We start from the raw sequence: 19,790 nt of genomic DNA, 5'->3' as shown, positions 1-19,790 counted from the left end.
AAAATTGCGACACGGCAAAACATGATACAGCTCTGGTTGCACACCCCATGAACCGAGGCGATGCCGGCAAATGGCCGGCTGCCGCCAGGGGAAAGCGGATCGGCCGCGTCCATCCGCCGACCAGGAACGTCCGGCGATGTTTCGCGCCGTCGCGATACTGCCGGAGACGGGCGGGCGCGTCCAGCACTGCTCCATCGGGCTAAACCGGAAGGTCGCAGCCGGTGTGCACCGCTCTTCCGTCCTGACGGCTTGTCCTCTCAGTGGACCAGGGCTACTTCAAAGAGGTTTATTTCGATGGATCACTTCTTCTAAACTACCTATTGCAGACTATGCCCGTCCGCCGCTCCAAACGAGCCGACCTGATGCACAGTGTTAATAGGAGACAACGACATGGCCAGCATCGATCTGAATAGCGATCTCGGAGAAAGCTATGGCGCGTGGAGCATGGGAGACGATACCGCGATGCTAGCAGTCGTTTCCAGCGCCAACATTGCCTGTGGCTTTCATGCTGGCGACCCGGCCAGCATCTACCGCACGGTCAAAGCTGCTGCCGAGAAAGGTGTCGCAATCGGCGCCCATGTGTCCTATCCAGACCGCGTCGGCTTCGGCCGCCGCGATCTGGATGTCGCCAGCGACGAACTGATTGCGGACGTCATCTATCAGATCGGCGCGCTGAAGGGTATCGCATCGGCGGCCGGAACACTGGTTCGTTATGTCAAGCCTCACGGCGCGCTTTACAACCGTATCGCCAACGATAGCAAACAGGGACAGGCCGTGATCGATGGAATCAAGGCCGTCGATCCCTCGCTGGTTTTGATGGGTCTGGCCGGCGCACCCATTCTCGATCTTGCGCGCAAGGCTGGTCTCGCAGTCGTCGCCGAAGCTTTCGCCGACCGCGCCTACACCCCTCAAGGCCAACTCGTTTCCCGCCGGGAAGCGGGCGCAGTCCTGCACGACGCCGCAACCATCGCCGAGCGAATGATCCAACTCGCCCGTCACAACACTTTGGAAGCTATCGACGGCAGCGTGATCAAGATAGAGGCGCACTCCATCTGCGTTCATGGCGACAGCCCCGACGCTGTCGCCATCGCGCAGGAAATCCGTCGACGTTTCGAAACGGAAGGGATTGCCATCCGTTCCTTCACCACCGGGCGCTAGGGCCAGAACCATGACGATTGCGCTCTCTTTTCTGAACCACGCGGATGCACAGGCAGCCCGCAAGGCCCGCGCACGGCCTGTCGCGCGGCTCTGGTCGCGCGCAGCCGCCGTTCCCGGGCGGTTCCCGGCAGTAAAGGCCCCACTCGCACATATCGGAATCATCGATCCGTCCAGATCCGATTTCGGCGATGCGGTGCGCATCGGACCCGGCGAAATTTCCCTCTTCCGGGCCTGCGGGGTAACCCCTCGGGCCGCGGTCATGGCATCCGACGTCCCCTTTGCCACGACGCTTGCCCCCTGGGCACATGGTCATTGCCGGCATCCCCGATTTCTATCACGCGTGAGACCCTGATGCGCTTCCTTCCTGTCAACCTCACCACTATCCTTGTCGAGCTTGCCGATCTCGATGAAACGCTGGCGCTGTTTGCGTCGCTCCAGGCAGATCCCATCGATGGTATCGAAGAAGAGGTTCCGGCAGCCCGAACGTTGATGATCCGTTTTCAGCCGGCAAAAATAAGCTCTGAACGACTGGCCGACATGCTTGCCACCCGCGACGTCTCCGCCAAGGTCGCGGCCTCGGGGCATTTGGTCGAGATACCGGTGAGCTACGACGGCGAAGACCTGGCCGATGTAGCGGAACTGACGGGCCTGAGCATCGAGAACGTCATCCGCCGCCATACGGACAGCGAATTTACGGTCGCCTTCTGCGGCTTTGCGCCGGGCTTCGGTTATTTGGTGGGCGGCGATCCCGCCTTGCATGTACCGAGGCGGCGGACCCCGCGAACCCGCATTCCGGCTGGTTCGGTTGCGCTCGCAGGCGTTTTCAGCGGTGTCTATCCGCAAAGCAGCCCCGGTGGCTGGCAGATCATCGGCACCACGCCGGTGAAGATGTGGGAGATCGACCGGGATCCAGCGGCACTGTTCCAGCCCGGCTACCGCGTGCGTTTCATTGATATGCATGATGCCGGGACAACCGTCAGCATTCCCGCGTCTTCATCCAAGGCTACGCCAAAGCACGATGATCCCCACTTCAGGATTCTTGCAGCACCGATGCCTGCCGTCTTTCAGGATCTCGGCCGGTTTGGCCAGACCGGACAGGGCGTGTCCGCTTCTGGTGCGCTGGACCGCACTGCATTCAATGCGGCAAGCCGCATTGTCGGCAATCCCGCGAATACACCCTGTCTGGAACTGACGCTCGGCGGCTTTTCGTTCGAAAGCACCGCCCGCGCCGTGATCGGTGTTGCCGGAGCGGCCTGCACGATCACCGTGAAGTCGGCGCAATACACGTTCGAGGCGCACCCCTACGCCCCCATCTCCATCGAACCGGGCGATACCGTCACCTTCGGCCATCCCGAAAGGGGCATGCGCTGCTACCTCGCAGTCCGCGGTGGGTTCAAAGTCGATCCCGTTCTCGGCAGCGCCTCCACCGATACGCTGGCGGCCGTCGGCCCGCAAGCCGTAACGACGGATAGCATCCTATCCCTGAAGGACGACAAGACGAGCCTCGCAAGCGTCTCTATTGATGAAATCCCGGCATTCGACCTACCGCAGGCGGGCGATATCGTCACGCTTGACGTCGTGCTCGGCCCACGCACCGACTGGTTCACGCAGGAGGGCCTCGATACGCTTACCGGCCAGCTCTGGCAGGTCACACCGCAGTCGAGCCGCGTCGGCATCCGCCTTTCCGGCGACGTGCCGGTCGAACGCAAGGGCAATGCGGAGCTGCCCAGCGAAGGCACGGTGACCGGAGCGATCCAGATCCCGCACAGCGGCCAGCCAGTTCTGTTTCTCGCAGATCACCCCCTGACCGGCGGCTATCCGGTTATCGGTGCGGTCGCCGATTATCATCTTGATCTGGCCGGGCAGATTCCGGTGACGGCCAAGATAAGATTCCGCCCAATCAGGTCATTTGCCGAAATCGCCCCGGCCAAAAATACATAACGCGAGGAAGACAGCGATGAAGAAAGTGCTGATTGCCAATCGTGGCGAGATCGCGGTCCGTATCATTCGCGCGTGCCGCGATTACGGACTGAAGTCGGTCGCCGTCTATGCCGATCCCGATCAGGATGCGCTGTTCGTCCGGATGGCTGACGAAGCCTACGCGCTGGAGGGCATCCGCCCGGCTGACACCTATCTCGACATGGCCAGGCTGATCGGTATCGCCAGGCGTTGCGGTGCCGATGCTGTGCACCCCGGCTACGGCTTTCTGTCCGAGCGTGCTGAGTTTGCAAGCGCCGTTCTCGATGCTGGACTGACCTGGATCGGCCCCGATCCGCAGGTAATAGAGGCGCTGGGCAACAAGGTGGAGGCACGCCATATCGCTCAAAGTGTCGGTGCGCCGCTTGTAGCGGGTACAGATGGACCGGTTTCGACCGCGGCGGAAGTTTGGGCATTTGCCGAGCAGCACGGCTTGCCGGTCGCCATCAAGGCAGCGCATGGCGGCGGCGGACGCGGCCTCAAAGTCGCCTGGAACATGGAAGAGATCGCCGATCTTTACGAATCCGCCGTCCGTGAGGCGACCGCTGCCTTCGGGCGCGGCGAGTGTTTCCTTGAACGTTTCCTCGATCGGCCGCGCCATATCGAAGCGCAGGTTCTGGCCGACAAGCACGGCAACGTGCTGGTTCTCGGAACGCGCGACTGCTCTCTTCAGCGCAGGAACCAGAAGCTGATCGAGGAAGCGCCCGCGCCGTTCCTTTCGCCGCAACAGCGCCGCACGATCCACAAAGCAGCCAAGGCGATCTGCGCGGCGGCGGGCTATTCCGGTGCGGGCACGGTGGAATTCCTGCTTGGCATTGACGGCACCATTTCCTTTCTGGAGGTCAACACACGCCTCCAGGTCGAACACCCGGTGACCGAAGAAACGACGGGCATCGATCTCGTGATCGAACAGTTCCGTATCGCTGAAGGCTTGCCGCTTCGCATTCTCGAATCGCCAGAACCCTGCTGCCATTCCATGGAATTCCGGATCAATGCCGAAGATCCAGGTCGCGGCTTCTTGCCGACGCCGGGCACGATCACGGTTTTCGATCCGCCGTCAGGGCCGGGCATCCGTCTCGATAGCGGCGTCGTCGCCGGCTCCGCTGTGCCCGGTGTGTTCGACTCGTTGATGGCAAAGCTCATCGTCACCGGCGCAAATCGAGAGGAGGTTCTGCGTCGTGCCCGCCGGGCGCTGCAGGAATTTCGCATAGAAGGCGTGGCGACGGTTTTGCCGTTTCACCGCGCCGTGATGGAAGCGGACGATTTCATCGGCGCGGAGGGCTTCAAGGTCCACACCCGCTGGATCGAAACCGACTTTGCGGCCATGCCGGACGCCATGGCGCGTCCTGATCCCATCGAAGACCCCTCCGTCGTCCGCACCTATCTGGAACTCGATGGCAAGCGCGTATCGATTGGTTTGCCGAAGGTGCTGCTGGCGGGTTTTGGCTCGCTTAAACAGGACATCTCGACCCCGCCAGAAATCGCCGCGAAGGCAGGAGACGACGTTGCAGCACCGATTGCGGGCACCTTGCAGTCTCTCAAGGTCAAGAATGGCGACGTTGTTTCCGAAGGCGACCTGCTAGCCGTGATGGAAGCGATGAAAATGGAAGCGCAGATCAAAGCCCCGAAGGCCGGTACGGTTTTCATCCTCGCAAAAGAAGGCGATTGCCTGCAAGCGGGCGATCTCGTGCTGGCCCTCAAGGAGGTGCATCCCGGCGACTAAACGCAAATAGCCCGCGAGGGGAAAWCCCTGCGGGCTGTTTTATCGAGTTTGGATTGTGRTTTGGTTGCGGGGGCCTGATGGCATGGAGGCTTGTAGAATCCCCGCTCTCGAACGAAATCGAACCGTAGGGCCTCGACTTGATTTGGCTGAACCGCTGATGTGCACGTACCACTGCGCGGCAAGCCTTATTATGAAAAATTCTTTGATCCGGTCCGATCTCTGTCCGAATTCCCTGGTAGTATGGTTGGCGCGTCACGCGGGTCCGCGTTAAACGATTTGCTGAGAATTATTGACGCCGGTAAAGCCAGACGAGTAAGGTTCGAGCCGAGCCCTTCACACGCTCTTCGATCACGCGCTCCAGCAGGCTGTCGACGAATGTCACTCCCGCAGCTTTCACCGCCTGAAGATCCCACGGCGCTGGGAGCCGTCCCGCCGGGCTGTTGCCAAGATAGTCATCGAGCGCTCCGAGATCCGGCAATTCCGAGACGTCATTCGGGAGCCAGTCGCCTTCGATGTCCATCAATGCGGAGACGGTGGGCGCGATACCACGCAGATCTTTCACGCACATTCCGTCGATCAACACGGGGCACGGAACGCCTGCCACGTTCGACCAAGAGCGACCGATGAGGATCGCGTCGCGCTCGGCCGGCAAAATATCTCAAGCTCTCAATATGTATGTCACTGTCAATCTCCATCCTCGCGAAAGCCCGCAGCACCAGCCTTAATCGGATCAAAAAAGTATCTGTGGCAGAGGGAATACGCAGCCGGCTTCACCAACTATCTGCGCGAAACACAAGCCAACTTCGAGCTTCTGCCAACGGCGAAGACCCTTGAGGACGATTTGACCGCATACAAGATGACGAGGGAGCTCGTTGTCCAAAACCTTGGCCTCAGCGGGATCTTCATGGCCGGCGGAGGCGTTCATGGCGTGGTGAAAGCACTGTGGATATGGCCAGATAGAAAAATCAGCGTCATCAGCGCGGAGATTTCAGAGCGCACTCCGACGCATTTGATAGAGGAAGTCGTAGATGTTGCCCTGAGCCACGAGTTTACCAAGGTCGCTTCTCTTGCCGTTCTGGGGATGGAGGTCCGTGGGTCTATGGCGCTTGCCAAGCCATCAATTCAAACTGTGCCTATGAAGATTGCTCTTAGAGAAAACACCTCTAACAAGAGTTTCGCAAATCAGACAGATTATCCGACAGCTCCGAATACTGCTCCGACACAATCGTTCGAAATATCTCCGCGGGATGGCCGACCATGGCGTGTATATGACGAGATCAATCGATTTGTGAATATCGCGCTGACGGCGCGGCGTAGGAAAGCCGGACGCAATTCCCCGATCCCGAATTGATTTTATCAAAAAACGCCCTCTTGCATCCCAGATCAATCATCGCGGGCCAGCGCCTAAATGTATACCGTTTTGGTTTCAAGGGAGCCGGGATCAAGCTCCGGGGGCACGAGTTTCAGAGCGCTTTAGGTGGGCAATCAGGACATCGAAGACCGGACGCAGTTCGAACGCTGCCTACGAACCCAATCGGCCACCGTGGAGCGGTCGAGACGCATCCTCTTTCGGACGGCGAGATCATACGGAAAGATACTTAAGGACCGCCTTCCTCAGACCGGCTGAGAAGTCTCCGACATCCCGTTGGAAGCTTGAAACCATGGAGCTGCTCAGCCAGTGGATGGTCTGGTGTCACGCACGGTGCCTCGCGTCGCTGGCTACGAATGAAATTTGTTGCAGTATGCGTCGACCTCTGCTCGATTGTGTCGCAATGGGGGAGCAAGATAAAAATGAAGTTCGACTTCGAAGGGAAAGTCGCGATTGTAACGGGCGGCGGCTCCGGAATAGGCGCAGCCATATCGCGGCAACTTGGGGGTGAAGGGGCCGAGGTTGTTGTCGCCGACGTCGATGCCGAAGCAGCGCATGCCGTTGCAACCGAGATTCGTTCGCTGGGAGGCAAGGCCCGCGACTTCGTCGTCGATGTCAGCGACGCTGCAGCCGTGGAAAAGCTGGTCGAGTTCGCCGTCCAGGAATGTGGCGGGCTGCACCTGGCAGTCAACAATGCAGGGGTCGACGGTGTACGGAGGCCAACCGCCGATTACCCGCTCGACAATTGGATGAAATTGATCAACGTCAATCTGAACGGTGTCTTCTACTGCATGAAATACGAGATCGCCGCCATGCTCGGACAGGGCGGAGGGGCCATCGTCAACATGTCTTCCGTTCTCGGATCCGTTGGATTGCCGACGGCACCGGCCTACACGGCTGCCAAGCACGCAATCGTCGGGCTGACGAAGGTCGCGGCAATGGAATATGCGCGATTGGGTATCAGGGTCAACGCTGTCGCCCCCGGCTGGATCGAAACGCCGCTTCTCTCCGAACATTCAGAGATAGCGACCACGCGGCGGATGATGGCGCTGCAGCCGATGGGCCGACGCGGGACGCCCGAAGAGGTATCCGCCCTCGTGTGTTTCCTGTTATCAGAACAGGCCAGCTTTATCGCTGGAAGCTGCCATCTGGTCGATGGAGCCTATAGCGCCCACTAGGATTAGTTCACGTTATCCGGAAGAACTGGCAGCGCGGCGATCTCGATACCCTCTTCCAGCAAGGCCCGCGCCTCATCCAGCGTCGTCCATGATGCCGCGGGGCGTCCGCCTCGCCGTAGTGGATCTTGCGTGCCTCTTCCGGAAAACGTGTACCGACATCCTCGGAATTGGCCTTTATGGTGGAAACCAGGAAGGCTTCGCGGCGACCGTCCACATCTTCAGCAGCATCAAACCGACGATCCTCTCGTTGGGCACGCGCTGTTTTCGGCCATGCATTATGCTCATGGCGGCTGGCCGAAGAGCCGCTCTCTAAAGTTCTTTCTTGCCGTCTGCAGGCGGCGGTCGACCGATGAAAAGCTGGTGCGATTGTGGATAGCCTGGCCAGCACAATGGCGTTCAACCCCCTTGTCTGAAATGCTGATCCGCCCAATCATCTTCCGCGGATGACCGACAACAACAGGTGTTCGACGGCGCGACGTAGATTTCCTTGAGGTCCTTGTTAAACGTCTGGCGCGCCTTGCGACTTTTTTAAGGTACCGGAAGCGATTGTGAGGGGACCGCGGAGAGGACAGATCTCAATAGGTCATTCGCGCCCGACCAGAGGATTTCCAAACCAAGACAGAAGAGAATGAATGGAGATAGTCGCACTGCTATGTCGGTTCCGCCTCGGCCGAGAAGCTTTTGAACGCGATCTGCATAGGTGAAGCAGACCAGGATCGTCAGGCAAGGACAGCAATGGCGAGCAGGCTCGCCAAGAAGAATATGATCCTGTCGGCTGGGCCGGTGATAGTCGCCTCCGAAAGTCCGATGCTGATGACAATTGCGATCGACCCTGGCCCTGTAGTCAGTGGCAGCGTCAGGGGATAGAAGGCTTGATCCAACAGGTTGCCCCGAAAGATATCACCTGCCGATGAATCCAGTTCCTTGCGACTTCATTCGTTGAGAAGCTGCCACCCTGACACAGGTTCGCGAACATCGACCATCGCTTTCTCGCTAAGTCCGGCCAGTTGCTCAAGTTCATTGATTTCACCGGGGAACGTAGCGGCCCTTCGGGATAGTGATGATAACCGGGTCCGATGTGCCGGCCACAAGATAATAGCGTTCCAGCTCGAGTCTTACGCGAGCCACTTCTATTCGCACAGGCGGATCATTGTCGAAGGTTACGTCACGCCCGCGGGCCGGCATTCGAAACTAAACGCTTTCGAGGATTGGCTCGACCTTCCGCGGCGTGATGACCAGCAGCTTAATAAGCCAGCAGCAACGCACGAACCGTGTCTGCGAGGAAGTACGTAATGGTAAATGAGAGCGTAAAGTTCCGTAAAATTCAGAAAGCGTTCGAGGTTCCTAAGATCCTTGTGCCGCCTCGTGCCGCCTTGCGACACGCTTGAGAGGCAATGGATCGGTGCCGCACTATAGTGCCTACCGTAACATACTTCGCGCGCGCGCGGCTTCCTGACATCCTCAGGCAAATGGGGGGGAGCGCACGATGGGGCGCCATACCAGGAGAACGGAAGAAAACCGAAGAGCGGCGCGGCTTGGTCGAACCAGGCTGATGCTGAAACTTCCCGCTGTGCGATCGCAAATACAGCAGATTTCGGGTGGATCGTTTTTTGATGAAGTCTTCGAATCCTATGGCATCGCATGTTCCGCTTTGGACAGGTTCCGCCACAGCGCGCATCGGCGCGTTGCTATTCGGATCGAGGAGTACGAAAAGATATGTGGTGAGATCGAGGCTGACATTCTGCAAGAGATTTTACGCCCGCGCGCAGCGCGAGACGTACGTCGAACCTGGGATCGAACCTATGAGACCTGGAGAGATGGAGGGCGGACGATGATAAGCGTTGACACCGTGAGGGATAAAAAAATCCTCCTTATTGCGCCTCAGGGTCCGCTCGAGCGGGGAGATTTTCAGACAATCGCAAATGAGTTTGAACGCGCGGTGGCCTCCATGGGCAAGTTGACGGGATTGTTGATCAAGACGCGATCGTTCCCCGGTTGGGAGACGTTCGAGGCGATCACAGCCCACCTGAAATTCATCGCTAGTTACCATCGATCGATTGAACGCGTTGCCGTGGTGACAGAGAGCAGATTTATGAGGATCGTTCCACGGCTCGCCGGCTATTTTGTGCATCCGACAATCCGCGTCTTCGCGTTCGAGGAAACGGAAAAAGCGCTCGGATGGCTTGAGAAAGGAGTTGATGACGCTCCAGTTCCAAATAGCTGTTGAAAGATCGCGGGGCCTCTTTCGGCACCCAGAGTTGGGTGCCTAGTCTGTTCATGAGCGTCGAGCAATCGAAGCTCGTGGCAAGACGCCAGCCGGGACCGAACAGGCAACCGGGGACGGCTGGCGTCGACCCTTTAATTGTTCCGCCAGCACGGTTAGGGAAACCGCATCCCGCCCGGAGCCACGTGCCGGCGGGCCGGCGGCTGAACTCTTTTCGGAGACGGTCGCCCATCATCCCTTGTGACACACATCAAGTCGTAGCATTCGAAAAATCCGGCGACAACTCGGACGCATTCTAAAGTTCCACCATAAAGCCATAGTTGCATGTTTCCGTCTTGCCAGCGGGCCCATGAAGAAGCAATTTTTCTGACTTACGATATGGAACGCTGCATATCGGACCGGCGATTGGCTTTTTATTTCCCTGAAGATCAGAAGGAGAGATAGCTATGAGAAGTGCGATTGTAGTCGGAATTGCCCTGCTTTGTTCCGTGCCTGTTGCGCCTGGAGCGATGGCCCAGGCGAAATACGGTTCGGAAGCCGGGTGGGATATTATCATCAAGAACGATATGGGCCCGGGATGTCTCATCACCAAAGCAAATCCAGACGGCACACAGATTCAGATGGGCATCGATGCAACGGGCAAGCTGCGCGGCTACATGGCGCTCTATACAAAGGCTGACGCCAACGTCGCCTCCGGTGAAATACTTCCCGTCCTTTTTGATGTCGATGGTCAGCAGTTCAAAGGCGAAGCCAAGGGCCAGGTGATGGACGGTTTCAGGGGAGCGTTCGTGTGGGTCAACAATACTGATTTTATCTACGGCCTCGCCAAAAAGAAGGCAGTGACGATCACGCCCCAAGGAGGCACCCCAGTCGTCGTTAGCCTGAAAGGCACCGATGCCGCCTTCAAGGCGCTGAGGGCCTGTCAGGACGCACGGTGATGCTAGCGGTTTGCGTAGCAGTCGAGCAAGCCTAACGCGGGACGCTTCATTCACCTCGCGCTCTGCGGCAGCGAAGCCGGCGCAGAGCGCGGTCTGTGGCTGATGCTTATTCAATCGGGTTTTGTTGCGCGCAGTGCCAGGCTGAGGGTTGTGCTGGACGCGAGGCTTTGCCAACCTTGCAGCACACCCGCCAGATCAACCGCTGTCGCCGCCGGAGGCGATCTCGCGCTTGACGACATGGTGCGCGCTTCCCAATCCGTTCGACCGGCAAGGCGGTGCGGTTTGTTTAGTATTTCGTCGTTTACGCCTCCAAAATGGTGAAGCGGTCCCGGTAGGGACGATGGTTGCCCATCGCCCCCCGGCCAGATCCGTACGTGCGGAACTACCGCATACGGCTCCTATCGGGTGTTTTGACAGTGAACCGAGCATCTGGATGCGGATGCACCAGCCGGCATGATGGCAGGTATTTGCGAAGCAGTCTCTGGAAACGCTCCCAAGACAGGCGGTGTCGTTGGCTTCGACGCATCAAAGCGCGTCGCCAAGCGCGACCAACTTCCCAGCGGAACCCACCCAGTCTTCGTAGATTGCCGGGAACCGCATGGTAGTTCAAATACCCCTGTAACACTTGCCTTAGCCACCGGCCTACTACTGCCACCGGTTCATGGCGTCGTCGCATTAGCGTTTCCCGAATGGCCGCCAGCGTCGCGCGCATGCGCTTCTTGATCGTCAGACGGACAATCTTGAAGCCTCCATCATTGCGCCGCCTGCCGCAGCAGTGTGTGAATCCCAGAAAGTCGAAGGTCTCATGAATGAGAGGCTGCGATCGCAACCGCAGTTTCAGCGCATCATAGATGCGGTGCAGGTGCTTCTCGCTTGAGCCGATCACCCAGTGAGCGAGAGCGCCGCGGCTGATCGGAACACCAGTGTGCCGTCGACGTATTTGTGGACGAGCGCGAAGGCTAACGTCGAGGCGGTAGCAATGCTGCCTGGCAGGGGCTGCGTCGGCATCGGTGCGATAACGACGGGCGTGTTGATCCCGGTGCGGTCGCAATGGCGGCAAGCGTACTTGAACCGCCCATTCTGTAGGACCTTTGCCTTTACCTCGATATGGAGCTGTTCGGTAACAGCCTCGCCCATGCGATGCATCTCACCCTGGCAGCAGGGACAAGACTTCTGATCGTCGGGGAGGTCATATTCGACACGCTCGCGTGGCAGGTCTTCCGGCAGAGGTCTGCGTCCACGCTTCTTTCCCGTTTGACCTTCTACCGCTGGCAGGCCGGTGTCCGGAAGCTCGACAACATCGCCTTCCTCGCTGTCATCCTCGACCGCAGCCTCTTCGGCCTCGTTGAAGAGACGATCAATGTGCTTCTCACTGCGGGGGGCAAAGCGATGGAGCCTTGCCAGTGCCAGCTCTTCTTCCAGCTTGACGACCCGCTGCGAGAGCGCTTCCTTCTCGGCTTTGAGCGCAGCGATTTCGGCAGCATTGGCCGCCAACTGCGCCATCAGCTCTGCAACACTGGGATCGCCGGTTCGAGTCATCGTAGTTTTGAATCTGAACCGCTTCTGCGCGTCAACAGCTCAATTGGCCATCCTCAGCCGGCGATCTGATATTGCCGCACCGGATGGCGGATCATCGCATCGATATCGATGCCATCGAGGATCCAGTGCAGTTGCTCTGTCGTCAGCATGACCACCGGCACCTCGCGGCGGGGCCATCGGAACTTGTCCTCGGTCAACCGCTTCAGGACCATCACAAAACCGGACCGATCAAAAAACAGGAGCTTCATCCGGTCACGCCGGCGATTGCAGAAAGCAAAAACCGCAGGCGCAAAGGGATCGAGCGCCATCGTCTCCTGGACCAGGACCGCAAGGCTGTTGATGCCGGCCCGAAAGTCGATCGGTTCGCGATGCAGGTAAACCTTGAGATCAGCGCCTAGTCTGAACATGACCCAGCGCTCCTATTATTGCTGTCAACCCATCGACATCACTGCATTCCACCGTCACGCTCACCCAGTTCGGCAGTGAAGCGCTCAGCTTGGCCGCACAAGACAGCCTCTTGATGCTTTTATCCAAGCTGCTGCGCTGCACCGGCAGGCTCTGATCGGGGCCGACCTGAACCGGAACGAACGCCAAAGCCGCAGGGGCAGGACTGACCTGCTTGGCCTTCTGTATCCATTTCCGCAGGAGATTGACATTAACGCCATGTTCAAGCGCAAGCCGCGATACCGAGACCCCCGGCTCAAGGCAGGCTGCAACAAGACGATCTACCGAAGCTGGGTCATATCGACGTCGTCCGTCACTACCCACAAGCCGCACCCGCAGTCTTTGCTCATCTTCTTCCATGATTTGGTGTCCACCTATTTTGGTGGACACTTCATGCCTGAGAGCACTGCGCTTCAGAGGGTGCGCAGAAATTCGCGCTTACCATTCCATCTTTTCAATGCACCTGCCACCGCCTCCTGACTGGCTTGCTCGCATTCCTCTTATCGGCGCGCGCATCACCGATGCCTGGATTCGATTTTCGGCCTCCAACGTTTCCGAACTCGGGTCGAGGCTCGCTCCCTATGCTGGATCGACGGCGCGATGGTTCGCCACCGCCGCCGGCAGCGTTGGAGGCATGCTGTTGCATTTCGTACTGACCACTGCGATCGCCGCCGTTATGTACTCCGGCGGGGAGAAGGCAGCGGCCGCGGCCATCCGCTTTGGCCATCGCCTCGGTGGTGACCGAGGTGAAATGGCGATCGTTTTGGCCGGAAAGGCAATCCGCGGTGTCGCGCTCGGCGTCACTGTGACCGCCGTTGCACAAAGTGCGCTGGGTGGCATTGGCCTGTTGGCGGCAGGCATGCCCTATGCTGGAATGCTAACTGCGCTGATGTTCATGCTCTGCCTCGTGCAGATCGGCCCAGCACTTGTCCTGGTGCCGGCAGTGATCTGGCTCTATTACACCGGCGAGACGCTCAGGGGCACAGTTTTGCTCGCCTTCACCGTATTGGCAATGGCGCTGGATGGAATCCTGCGACCGTTCCTTATCAAAAAAAGGCGCGGACCTGCCGCTGCTGCTCATTTTGGCGGGCGTTATCGGCGGGCTGGTGGCATTCGGCATTCTCGGCATCTTCCTCGGTCCTGTTATTCTTGCGACCGCCTACTCCTTGCTGGATGCCTGGATGGAAGAAGCGCCGACATCGAAAGAGACCGAACACCCAGTTCAGCCAGATGTCGCTCGCTGAGCCCCACGTGGGTGCGGGCGGATGCGATATGCTTCGGATCCGCGGTTATGCAGGATCTTGGAAGACCGCCGCCGGCGGCGAGGCCTAACTTAGGCGATGCAACGTCGAGTTAATAATGCCATATAATTTAGATGAAAATAAACAGAGTTCCTTCCTAACTACGTATATGTTACAATTTTGTGTGATTTCTCGTATATACCCTAAAGTGTAAATCTATTTCTCAACCTGATCCTCACCAAGATAGAAGGATTATTACCATGTTGAGCACACCAGCAGATATTATTTCAGGGATCGGGTACTTCAAGGCCCGACAACAACATGCAGACGTTACGTCAATCTGGCGGAATTCCGCGCGACGGTTAATCGTCACGACGGCTATTTCTGTCATGGCAAGCGCGCCGTCGTGGTCCCAGAGTATGGATGCCCCTCGGCAGTACAGCAAGGAATCGATGCAGCAGGCGCTGCAAACCAGAGATCATTACGATGTCTATGGTTTGCGTTTCGACAGCGGCAAACCAACGTTGCGGCATGGCGGGGAAACGCTTATCGACGACATAGCGACCACATTGAAGAACTTTCCCGACTGGGGCTTGAGAATTGTGGGCCATACCGACGCAAGCGGCAGCCCTGAGAGCAATAGAGACCTGTCCCTGCAGCGCGCCACCGCGATCAAGGCCGCCTTGGTTGAGCGAGGAATCGAAGCCAATCGGTTGAGCGAGGCAGGCGTTGGTGAGGACCGGCCGATAGCAAGTAATGAAACTAGTGAAGGAAAAGCGCTCAATCGTCGCGTTGAGCTCGTTCGACTGACCGACTCGCCGGAAGCCAAGAAGCTCCTTAAAGCCATGTCGGACTATTTGGCGGCACAGACGGCACTGTCGTTCGCCTATGATGCCAATCTTCAGGTTGTCACGAACAGTGATCAGAAACTGGGGCTGGCCAGTTCAGGCAATGTGACCCTTAGCCGACCCGACAAGGTGCGCACGACCCGCTCCGGAGGGTTTGTAGATACGGAAGCGGTATTCGACGGGAAAACGCTCACGCTCCTGGGAAAGGATGTGAACAAGTACACACAAGTCGAGACGCCCGGCACGGTCGATCATCTGATCGACGAGTTGAAGGATAAGTTTGGATTGCCTCTACCGGCGGCTGACCTGCTGATGACCAATGCATATGACGAACTGATGAAGGGGGTCTACGATTCGAAAGACCTTGGAAGCGGCGTCATCAATGGCACCGAGTGCGATTCCCTTGCCTTCCGGAAGGATGATGTGGACTTCCAGATTTGGGTCGCCCAAGGAGCGCAACCCTACCCGTGCCGCCTGGTCATTTCTTCCACGCAGGTGAAAGGCGGCCCGGAATACAGCGTCCAGATCAGAGACTGGAAGTCAGGCAGTGACGTCAAGCTGGGCGATTTTACCTTTAACAACACAACAGGCGCTGAAAAGCTCGATGTCAACGACCTCAAGGGCAAGCTCGGCGACCTGCCGGAGAATTTTGTGGTGGGAGAAGGAAAATGATCGCATATAAACGCGCCGCAATCACGGCTCTCATTTTGGCAGCCATGCTCTGCATCGGTGATTTGGTACCGCAGCAGTCATTTGTTTGGATTCCGAGCTTCGTCTCCCCGGCTGAGGCGAGGGTAGGACGGCCGCTCACACCGGTCAGCGTGGCCGGCGTCGCTCGCCGGACGACCCGGCGCTGTGCTTCCGGTGCCTATAATTGCTAGGTAGTCGCACGCAGGCTGTGGGCATAAAGCGATAGAAGCAGCCCGTTTCGCGCTGGGCCGCCGGTGCGGTCGATCGCGACCTGCCTTAGGGTGCGGTCGTAAGCTGTCGGCCGTGCCGTCAACTTGGACGAAGGCGTCTTGTCGAAATCTTCGTTGTCGCTCGGTGACCCGACATTGCCGTGTCTGTTACTCCGCGCTGTCGTGATCAGTTGCGTTCAGAGCCTTGACGGTAACCGCCGCTACCAAGCCGGTTAGGATGATCCCAGAGAAACCGATCACCAATGCAAGCAGCCGCGCAGAAGGATGTTTGGGGGTGAAATCGCCGTAGCCGATGGTAAGTCCCGTCACGAAGGTGAAGTAGAGGGCCTCATCGATCCGCCAATCCTCTATGCGCCAGATTGCGACGCCACATCCGAGCATGACCGTGACGACCCCTGACAGGATTGGCCAGACCACGCCAAGCTGTTCGACAAGAGCGGTGAAGAAGAGGCGCCTCATTTGCTTTGAGCGGGTCCCGTTACTTGTTTCTGCTGACACGACTTGCCACCTTTCTTCGATTAGGCTGTCAGGAGAGCCGTGAATGGCGAGACCGAAAACGTCTCGGCCGTGTCCGGCGGCCATGCCGGGCGCGGCACGCAGCCCGCTCGGTACTCGGTACTCGGTATCTGAGGAGGCATTGGAGTTTAGAAGCAACCAAAATAGCATCGCCCTTATGAGAATGCTCGCAAAAATTCAGCGTTTGAGGTCGTTGCAAGTTCATTGGTCGGCCCTTAGCATCAGACGCAGTGGCAACATCCGCACACGGGACTAAGCCGAGCTGTAGCGGCCGCACAAAACATAATCGTGCCGATATAGTCGGTCGGCCCACCGAGAGTTGATCATGTAGGATCCTCGCGTCGGTCTTTTCCATACCGCCCTCGACGATCCGGTACACGGAACGTGCAATTTTGCTAAACTGAGGCGGGTTCGTTCGGCCGTGCATCAGCACCGTGGCCGATCGCTGTTGGAGGAGATGTCCGCATGGCGAAGAAGCTCCCTGAAGGCCTTCCGATGGAAGATCCTGCCTGCCTGGCCGAGGTGACCTACCGATTTGCGTTTGACGGCGAGCGCAAGCCATTGCCGTCCGACCCGGCCGCCGCCCGTTCGAGACTCGAGGCCGGAAATCGCGCCTTCGCCGAACTCCTTGATCAGGTTGCCGCATCGAAACCTGCAAGGCTAAGTATCGATATCGATCCGTATGATGTCGGCCTCCTGCCTGGCCGCAGCGCGACACCCAAGCAACAACCGTTCGCAGCGATTGTCGGCTGCGCCGATGCCCGCGTTCCGGTCGAGTTGATTTTTTCCGAAGGCCCCAACGACCTCTTTGTCGTCAGGACTGCCGGCAATGGTTTGGGCGATGACGTCATGGGCAGTCTGAGCTATGCGGTTGACCATCTGGCAAGCCTGCGGACCATTGTCGTTCTCGGCCACAGCAAATGCGGCGCCGTTTCAGCGGCGGTCGACGTCCATCTGGAGCCCGCTAGATATATGGAGATCATGTCGCAGAAGGATTTGCGGCACATCGTGGACCGCACTCTGGTCGTCATCCAGCTTGGCGCGACCTGGCTGGAGCGGGTCCATGGGGCGGAGGTCGTTCGAAGGTCGGGGTATCGGGCCACGCTGATCGAGGTGGCGATCGCGTTAAACGCCGCGCTTACCGCGCATGGCATGCGGCCGGGCCTCAACTTGGCTGGCCGCAGCGAAATAGGCGTCGTGTACGGCGTTTATCTTCTGCAGCAGCGGTTAGTGTGGTCGCCACGGCGCGAAGGATCGGACTGGTTCGGCCTTGCGCCGGCACCGTGGGACGCGAATGAATTCGTCGCCATATGCGATCTGTTGGTATCCTCCCCTCGAATACGAGCATTGCTCGACACCACTTGAACCTGGGGCCGGTACATCACTGGAGCCGCCGCGATGCCTATGACCTGCGAGTTTCTATGGTGGTCGGCGGCCTGCCGCCCAGCGGTTCACCAAATGGCTGTATTGCTCTTGAAACGGATGAAGTGGAACCTGTGCTTCACGTTCGTGGATCCCAAGCGGATGAGGGGCTGATCCGCAGCTTAGAAACCGCTGTTCCGTGACCAGGCAGACGACGAACGCTCAGGCGTCATTTTGACGCCCCCCTCTTTTGCAAGGGGAATGATGGCCGGCATCGAAGTGCTCGATTGGATCGAGCGAAGGGGACTGGACCAAATGCGCTGGAACAAGCTGTACGCGCTCAAGAGTTACATGCGATCATCCCTGTGGATCGTACCTTTCTTCGCGCTCGTCCTCCAGCAGCTGTTTTTTCGCACCGCTCTTGCGCTCGAGGAGTGGACGCGGTGGGTCCCGCTTTGGCCACTCGGCACAGAGGGAACTCTCGCCGCGATGCAGGCCATCATCAGCCTCGCCCTTTCCTTCATCGTCTTCACATTTGGCTCGCTGCTTGTCGCCATCCAGATCGCAAGCGGTCAGCTTACGCCCCGGATCATAGCGACCACACTGCTGCGCGATAACGTTATCCGCTTCACGGTGGGGTTGTTCATCTTCACGCTGCTTTTTGCTATCGCCGCGATAAGTCGCGTGAACGCTTCCGCGCCGCCGTTTATCGTGTGGCTTTCAGGGATTCTTGGCGTGCTGTCCCTTGCGGCCTTCCTTTATTTCATCGACTACTCCGCTCGCCTGCTCAGGCCGGTTAGCATCATCTATCGCGTCGCCGAGCAAGGCTTCGAGGTCCTCAATCTGGTCTACCCCAATCGCCTGGCGGTGGAGGTCCCGGCGCCGCGCCAACCGAAGCCGACACATGGCACGCCGGATCGCATCGTCGCCCATCCCGACTCCTCGGCCATCATTCTTGCAATCGACGTAAAGGCCCTGACGGCGCAAGCGCAGAAGGCGAACGGCATCATCGAGCTTGTTGCCCGCGTCGGTGACTTTGTTTCAGAGCGACAACCGCTATTTCGCCTGTACGGTGGCGCCGCGGCAATCGCCGACAATGACCTTCGAGACACGGTGGCCTTCGGGCGCGAGCGAACCATCGAGCAGGATCCCACCTTTGCTTTCAGGGTCATCGTCGACATCGCCTCGAAGGCCCTCTCGAAGGCGATAAACGACCCGACGACCGCCGTCCTGGCGATCGATCAGTTGCACCGGCTGCTACGCAGCGTCGGGCGCCGTGAATTGGGGAATGAATACGTATGTGACGCCCAAGGACGTCTACGCGTCGTGTTGCCGGTACCAGACTGGGAGGACTTCGTGCAGCTCACATGCCGTGAAATCCGGATTTATGGAGCGGAAAACCTTCAGATCGCGCGAAGGCTGCGAGCGATGCTAGACAACCTTGAAGAGACTCTCCCCGAATACCGGAGGACGGCACTGCGGCTGGAGCGGGACCTGCTCGACCGGACAATCGACAAGGTCTATCTCCTGCCAGAAGATGCAGCGCTTGCGCGCATCGCAGACACACAAGGGCTAGGCGGTTCGGCGTAGTATTGTGGAAGGATGGAATAACTCGAGAGGTTACGTCGTCCTCCCTGCAGGTATCGGGCAGGGCGAGAAGCCAAGTCGCCGGTTCCATGTCGGAAACGGTAACGCCCGATGCTGCCCGATGGATCGAATTGAACAGTGCTCCCTCACTATTTCCTGCCACGGCGAAACGTAGCCGGGGCGACAAGAATGATACACTGCTATCCGCCATTTCAAGCCGGTGTAGCAGCCATTGTACCAGTGTTCATCTGGCGAAGCTCTGTAATGAACTGTTGTGGCCTCAGCCAGATGCTCGGCGTGTTGTAGCCCATGTAGCGCGCAATCTCGCCTACCCAGTTGTTGCAATTATCGACCGACGCTTGCCAGAAATGGGAATTCGCTTGCTGTTTGCGGATGAAGGCCACGACATTGTTGTATTCTCCGTCCGACAGCATCACGCGCCAGCTTGCGGACCTATACTGCTCTTCTAAATCACCGCCGGTTTGGCCAGTGGTAGCCGGAACCGGTATGACATGACCTAGGAGCCTGTCCGAGTAGTCACTGTTCAATTGTGTGCGAGTCTGATTCAATCTTTTGCCATGAGCGAATTTTTTCGCCCCTGGAATATCGATCAGACGCTGCTTCTTCCGCCGAGCGTGCAGGACTTCGTGCCGAAAGACCATGTCTCGCGGTTCATCGTTGAACTGGTGCGTGAGAACCTTGATCTCAAGGAGATCACGGGCAGCTATGTGAGCGGGCTCGGGCAGCCGCCGTTTGACCCGCGGAT

The 19,790-nt window shown here is 58.5% G+C and carries 17 protein-coding genes and 5 pseudogenes; 13 read left to right on the top strand and 9 right to left on the bottom strand.

Features of this window, described 5'->3' with window-relative positions; all coding sequences use genetic code 11:
• Nucleotides 1-390 precede the first annotated feature (390 nt).
• The 4 genes and pseudogenes from AC1DMK_RS17235 to AC1DMK_RS17220 all read left to right on the top strand — a co-directional run bounded on the left by AC1DMK_RS17235 (nucleotide 391) and on the right by AC1DMK_RS17220 (nucleotide 4,858).
• On the top strand, nucleotides 391-1,158 hold the full coding sequence (locus AC1DMK_RS17235; RefSeq protein ID WP_037069928.1) for a 5-oxoprolinase subunit PxpA: 768 nt from the start codon (nucleotides 391-393) through the stop codon (nucleotides 1,156-1,158).
• 67 nt (nucleotides 1,159-1,225) lie between these two features.
• Nucleotides 1,226-1,502: pseudogene (locus AC1DMK_RS17230) on the top strand (D-glutamate cyclase family protein); the annotation flags it as partial.
• 7 nt (nucleotides 1,503-1,509) lie between these two features.
• Nucleotides 1,510-3,099: a 5-oxoprolinase subunit B/C family protein gene (locus AC1DMK_RS17225; RefSeq protein WP_477860617.1), complete on the top strand. Its 1,590-nt coding sequence runs from the start codon at nucleotides 1,510-1,512 to the stop codon at nucleotides 3,097-3,099.
• Nucleotides 3,100-3,115: 16 nt separating this feature from the next.
• Nucleotides 3,116-4,858 carry an acetyl/propionyl/methylcrotonyl-CoA carboxylase subunit alpha gene (locus AC1DMK_RS17220; protein WP_477860615.1) on the top strand — a complete coding sequence of 581 codons (1,743 nt, stop codon included), beginning with the start codon at nucleotides 3,116-3,118 and terminating at the stop codon, nucleotides 4,856-4,858.
• A 286-nt stretch (nucleotides 4,859-5,144) separates the two neighbouring features.
• Here the strand turns inward: AC1DMK_RS17220 and AC1DMK_RS17215 are convergent, their stop codons facing one another.
• A complete protein-coding gene (locus tag AC1DMK_RS17215; RefSeq protein WP_477860613.1) occupies nucleotides 5,145-5,420 on the bottom strand; it encodes a hypothetical protein in 276 nt (91 codons plus the stop codon).
• 279 nt (nucleotides 5,421-5,699) lie between these two features.
• Between AC1DMK_RS17215 and AC1DMK_RS17210 the strand changes: the two genes are divergently transcribed.
• Nucleotides 5,700-6,209 (top strand): hypothetical protein, encoded by a 510-nt coding sequence (locus tag AC1DMK_RS17210; RefSeq protein WP_477860612.1) that lies wholly within the window; start codon nucleotides 5,700-5,702, stop codon nucleotides 6,207-6,209.
• 56 nt (nucleotides 6,210-6,265) lie between these two features.
• On the opposite strand, the pseudogene AC1DMK_RS17205 reads toward AC1DMK_RS17210, so the two are convergent.
• Nucleotides 6,266-6,430: pseudogene (locus tag AC1DMK_RS17205) on the bottom strand (IS66 family transposase); the annotation flags it as partial.
• Nucleotides 6,431-6,649: 219 nt separating this feature from the next.
• On the opposite strand from AC1DMK_RS17205, the gene AC1DMK_RS17200 reads away from it, so the two are divergent.
• On the top strand, nucleotides 6,650-7,405 hold the full coding sequence (locus tag AC1DMK_RS17200; protein WP_477860610.1) for an SDR family NAD(P)-dependent oxidoreductase: 756 nt from the start codon (nucleotides 6,650-6,652) through the stop codon (nucleotides 7,403-7,405).
• A 2-nt stretch (nucleotides 7,406-7,407) separates the two neighbouring features.
• On the opposite strand, the pseudogene AC1DMK_RS17195 reads toward AC1DMK_RS17200, so the two are convergent.
• Together AC1DMK_RS17195 and AC1DMK_RS17190 are read right to left on the bottom strand one after the other, a co-directional pair.
• Nucleotides 7,408-7,673: pseudogene (locus AC1DMK_RS17195) on the bottom strand (DUF1178 family protein); the annotation flags it as partial.
• A gap of 451 nt (nucleotides 7,674-8,124) precedes the next feature.
• Nucleotides 8,125-8,286 (bottom strand): MarC family protein, encoded by a 162-nt coding sequence (locus AC1DMK_RS17190; RefSeq protein WP_477860608.1) that lies wholly within the window; start codon nucleotides 8,284-8,286, stop codon nucleotides 8,125-8,127.
• 671 nt (nucleotides 8,287-8,957) lie between these two features.
• Between AC1DMK_RS17190 and AC1DMK_RS17185 the strand changes: the two genes are divergently transcribed.
• Together AC1DMK_RS17185 and AC1DMK_RS17180 are read left to right on the top strand one after the other, a co-directional pair.
• Nucleotides 8,958-9,632: a SpoIIAA family protein gene (locus tag AC1DMK_RS17185; RefSeq protein ID WP_477860606.1), complete on the top strand. Its 675-nt coding sequence runs from the start codon at nucleotides 8,958-8,960 to the stop codon at nucleotides 9,630-9,632.
• A gap of 506 nt (nucleotides 9,633-10,138) precedes the next feature.
• The gene (locus tag AC1DMK_RS17180; RefSeq protein ID WP_477860604.1) at nucleotides 10,139-10,567 is read left to right on the top strand and encodes a hypothetical protein; all 429 of its coding nucleotides are present in this window, start codon (nucleotides 10,139-10,141) and stop codon (nucleotides 10,565-10,567) included.
• 805 nt (nucleotides 10,568-11,372) lie between these two features.
• Here AC1DMK_RS17180 and AC1DMK_RS17175 read toward each other — a convergent pair.
• The 3 genes and pseudogenes from AC1DMK_RS17175 to tnpA form a co-directional block, all read right to left on the bottom strand.
• Nucleotides 11,373-12,106, bottom strand: a pseudogene (locus AC1DMK_RS17175) (IS66 family transposase); the annotation flags it as partial.
• A gap of 53 nt (nucleotides 12,107-12,159) precedes the next feature.
• Nucleotides 12,160-12,513 carry an IS66 family insertion sequence element accessory protein TnpB gene (tnpB, locus tag AC1DMK_RS17170; RefSeq protein WP_072382407.1) on the bottom strand — a complete coding sequence of 118 codons (354 nt, stop codon included), beginning with the start codon at nucleotides 12,511-12,513 and terminating at the stop codon, nucleotides 12,160-12,162.
• Nucleotides 12,494-12,910 (bottom strand): IS66-like element accessory protein TnpA, encoded by a 417-nt coding sequence (tnpA, locus tag AC1DMK_RS17165; protein ID WP_477860602.1) that lies wholly within the window; start codon nucleotides 12,908-12,910, stop codon nucleotides 12,494-12,496. Before tnpA ends, tnpB begins: the two co-directional genes overlap by 20 nt.
• Between tnpA and AC1DMK_RS17160 the strand changes: the two are divergent.
• The 3 genes and pseudogenes from AC1DMK_RS17160 to AC1DMK_RS17150 form a co-directional block, all read left to right on the top strand.
• Nucleotides 12,909-13,547: pseudogene (locus AC1DMK_RS17160) on the top strand (AI-2E family transporter); the annotation flags it as partial. The gene tnpA and the pseudogene AC1DMK_RS17160 overlap by 2 nt on opposite strands.
• Before the next feature lie 25 nt (nucleotides 13,548-13,572).
• Nucleotides 13,573-13,794, top strand: a complete 222-nt coding sequence (locus tag AC1DMK_RS17155; protein ID WP_477860788.1) for a hypothetical protein — start codon at nucleotides 13,573-13,575, stop codon at nucleotides 13,792-13,794.
• 386 nt (nucleotides 13,795-14,180) lie between these two features.
• Nucleotides 14,181-15,311, top strand: coding sequence for a DUF2092 domain-containing protein (locus tag AC1DMK_RS17150; protein ID WP_477860778.1), 1,131 nt, complete (start codon nucleotides 14,181-14,183; stop codon nucleotides 15,309-15,311).
• 395 nt (nucleotides 15,312-15,706) lie between these two features.
• Here AC1DMK_RS17150 and AC1DMK_RS17145 read toward each other — a convergent pair whose 3' ends face one another.
• On the bottom strand, nucleotides 15,707-16,018 hold the full coding sequence (locus AC1DMK_RS17145; RefSeq protein ID WP_477860600.1) for a potassium channel family protein: 312 nt from the start codon (nucleotides 16,016-16,018) through the stop codon (nucleotides 15,707-15,709).
• A gap of 522 nt (nucleotides 16,019-16,540) precedes the next feature.
• On the opposite strand from AC1DMK_RS17145, the gene AC1DMK_RS17140 reads away from it, so the two are divergent.
• A complete protein-coding gene (locus AC1DMK_RS17140) occupies nucleotides 16,541-17,440 on the top strand; it encodes a carbonic anhydrase (protein WP_477860598.1) in 900 nt (299 codons plus the stop codon).
• 261 nt (nucleotides 17,441-17,701) lie between these two features.
• Nucleotides 17,702-19,027: a DUF2254 domain-containing protein gene (locus AC1DMK_RS17135; protein WP_477860596.1), complete on the top strand. Its 1,326-nt coding sequence runs from the start codon at nucleotides 17,702-17,704 to the stop codon at nucleotides 19,025-19,027.
• A 209-nt stretch (nucleotides 19,028-19,236) separates the two neighbouring features.
• On the opposite strand, the gene AC1DMK_RS17130 is transcribed toward AC1DMK_RS17135, so the two are convergent.
• Nucleotides 19,237-19,752, bottom strand: coding sequence for a hypothetical protein (locus AC1DMK_RS17130; RefSeq protein WP_477860776.1), 516 nt, complete (start codon nucleotides 19,750-19,752; stop codon nucleotides 19,237-19,239).
• Nucleotides 19,753-19,790 lie beyond the last annotated feature (38 nt).

The organism is Rhizobium sp. 05L419 (genome assembly GCF_056397845.1).
Note: the sequence above shows the minus strand (reverse complement) of the source record. Positions and strands in the feature narration are given on the sequence as shown.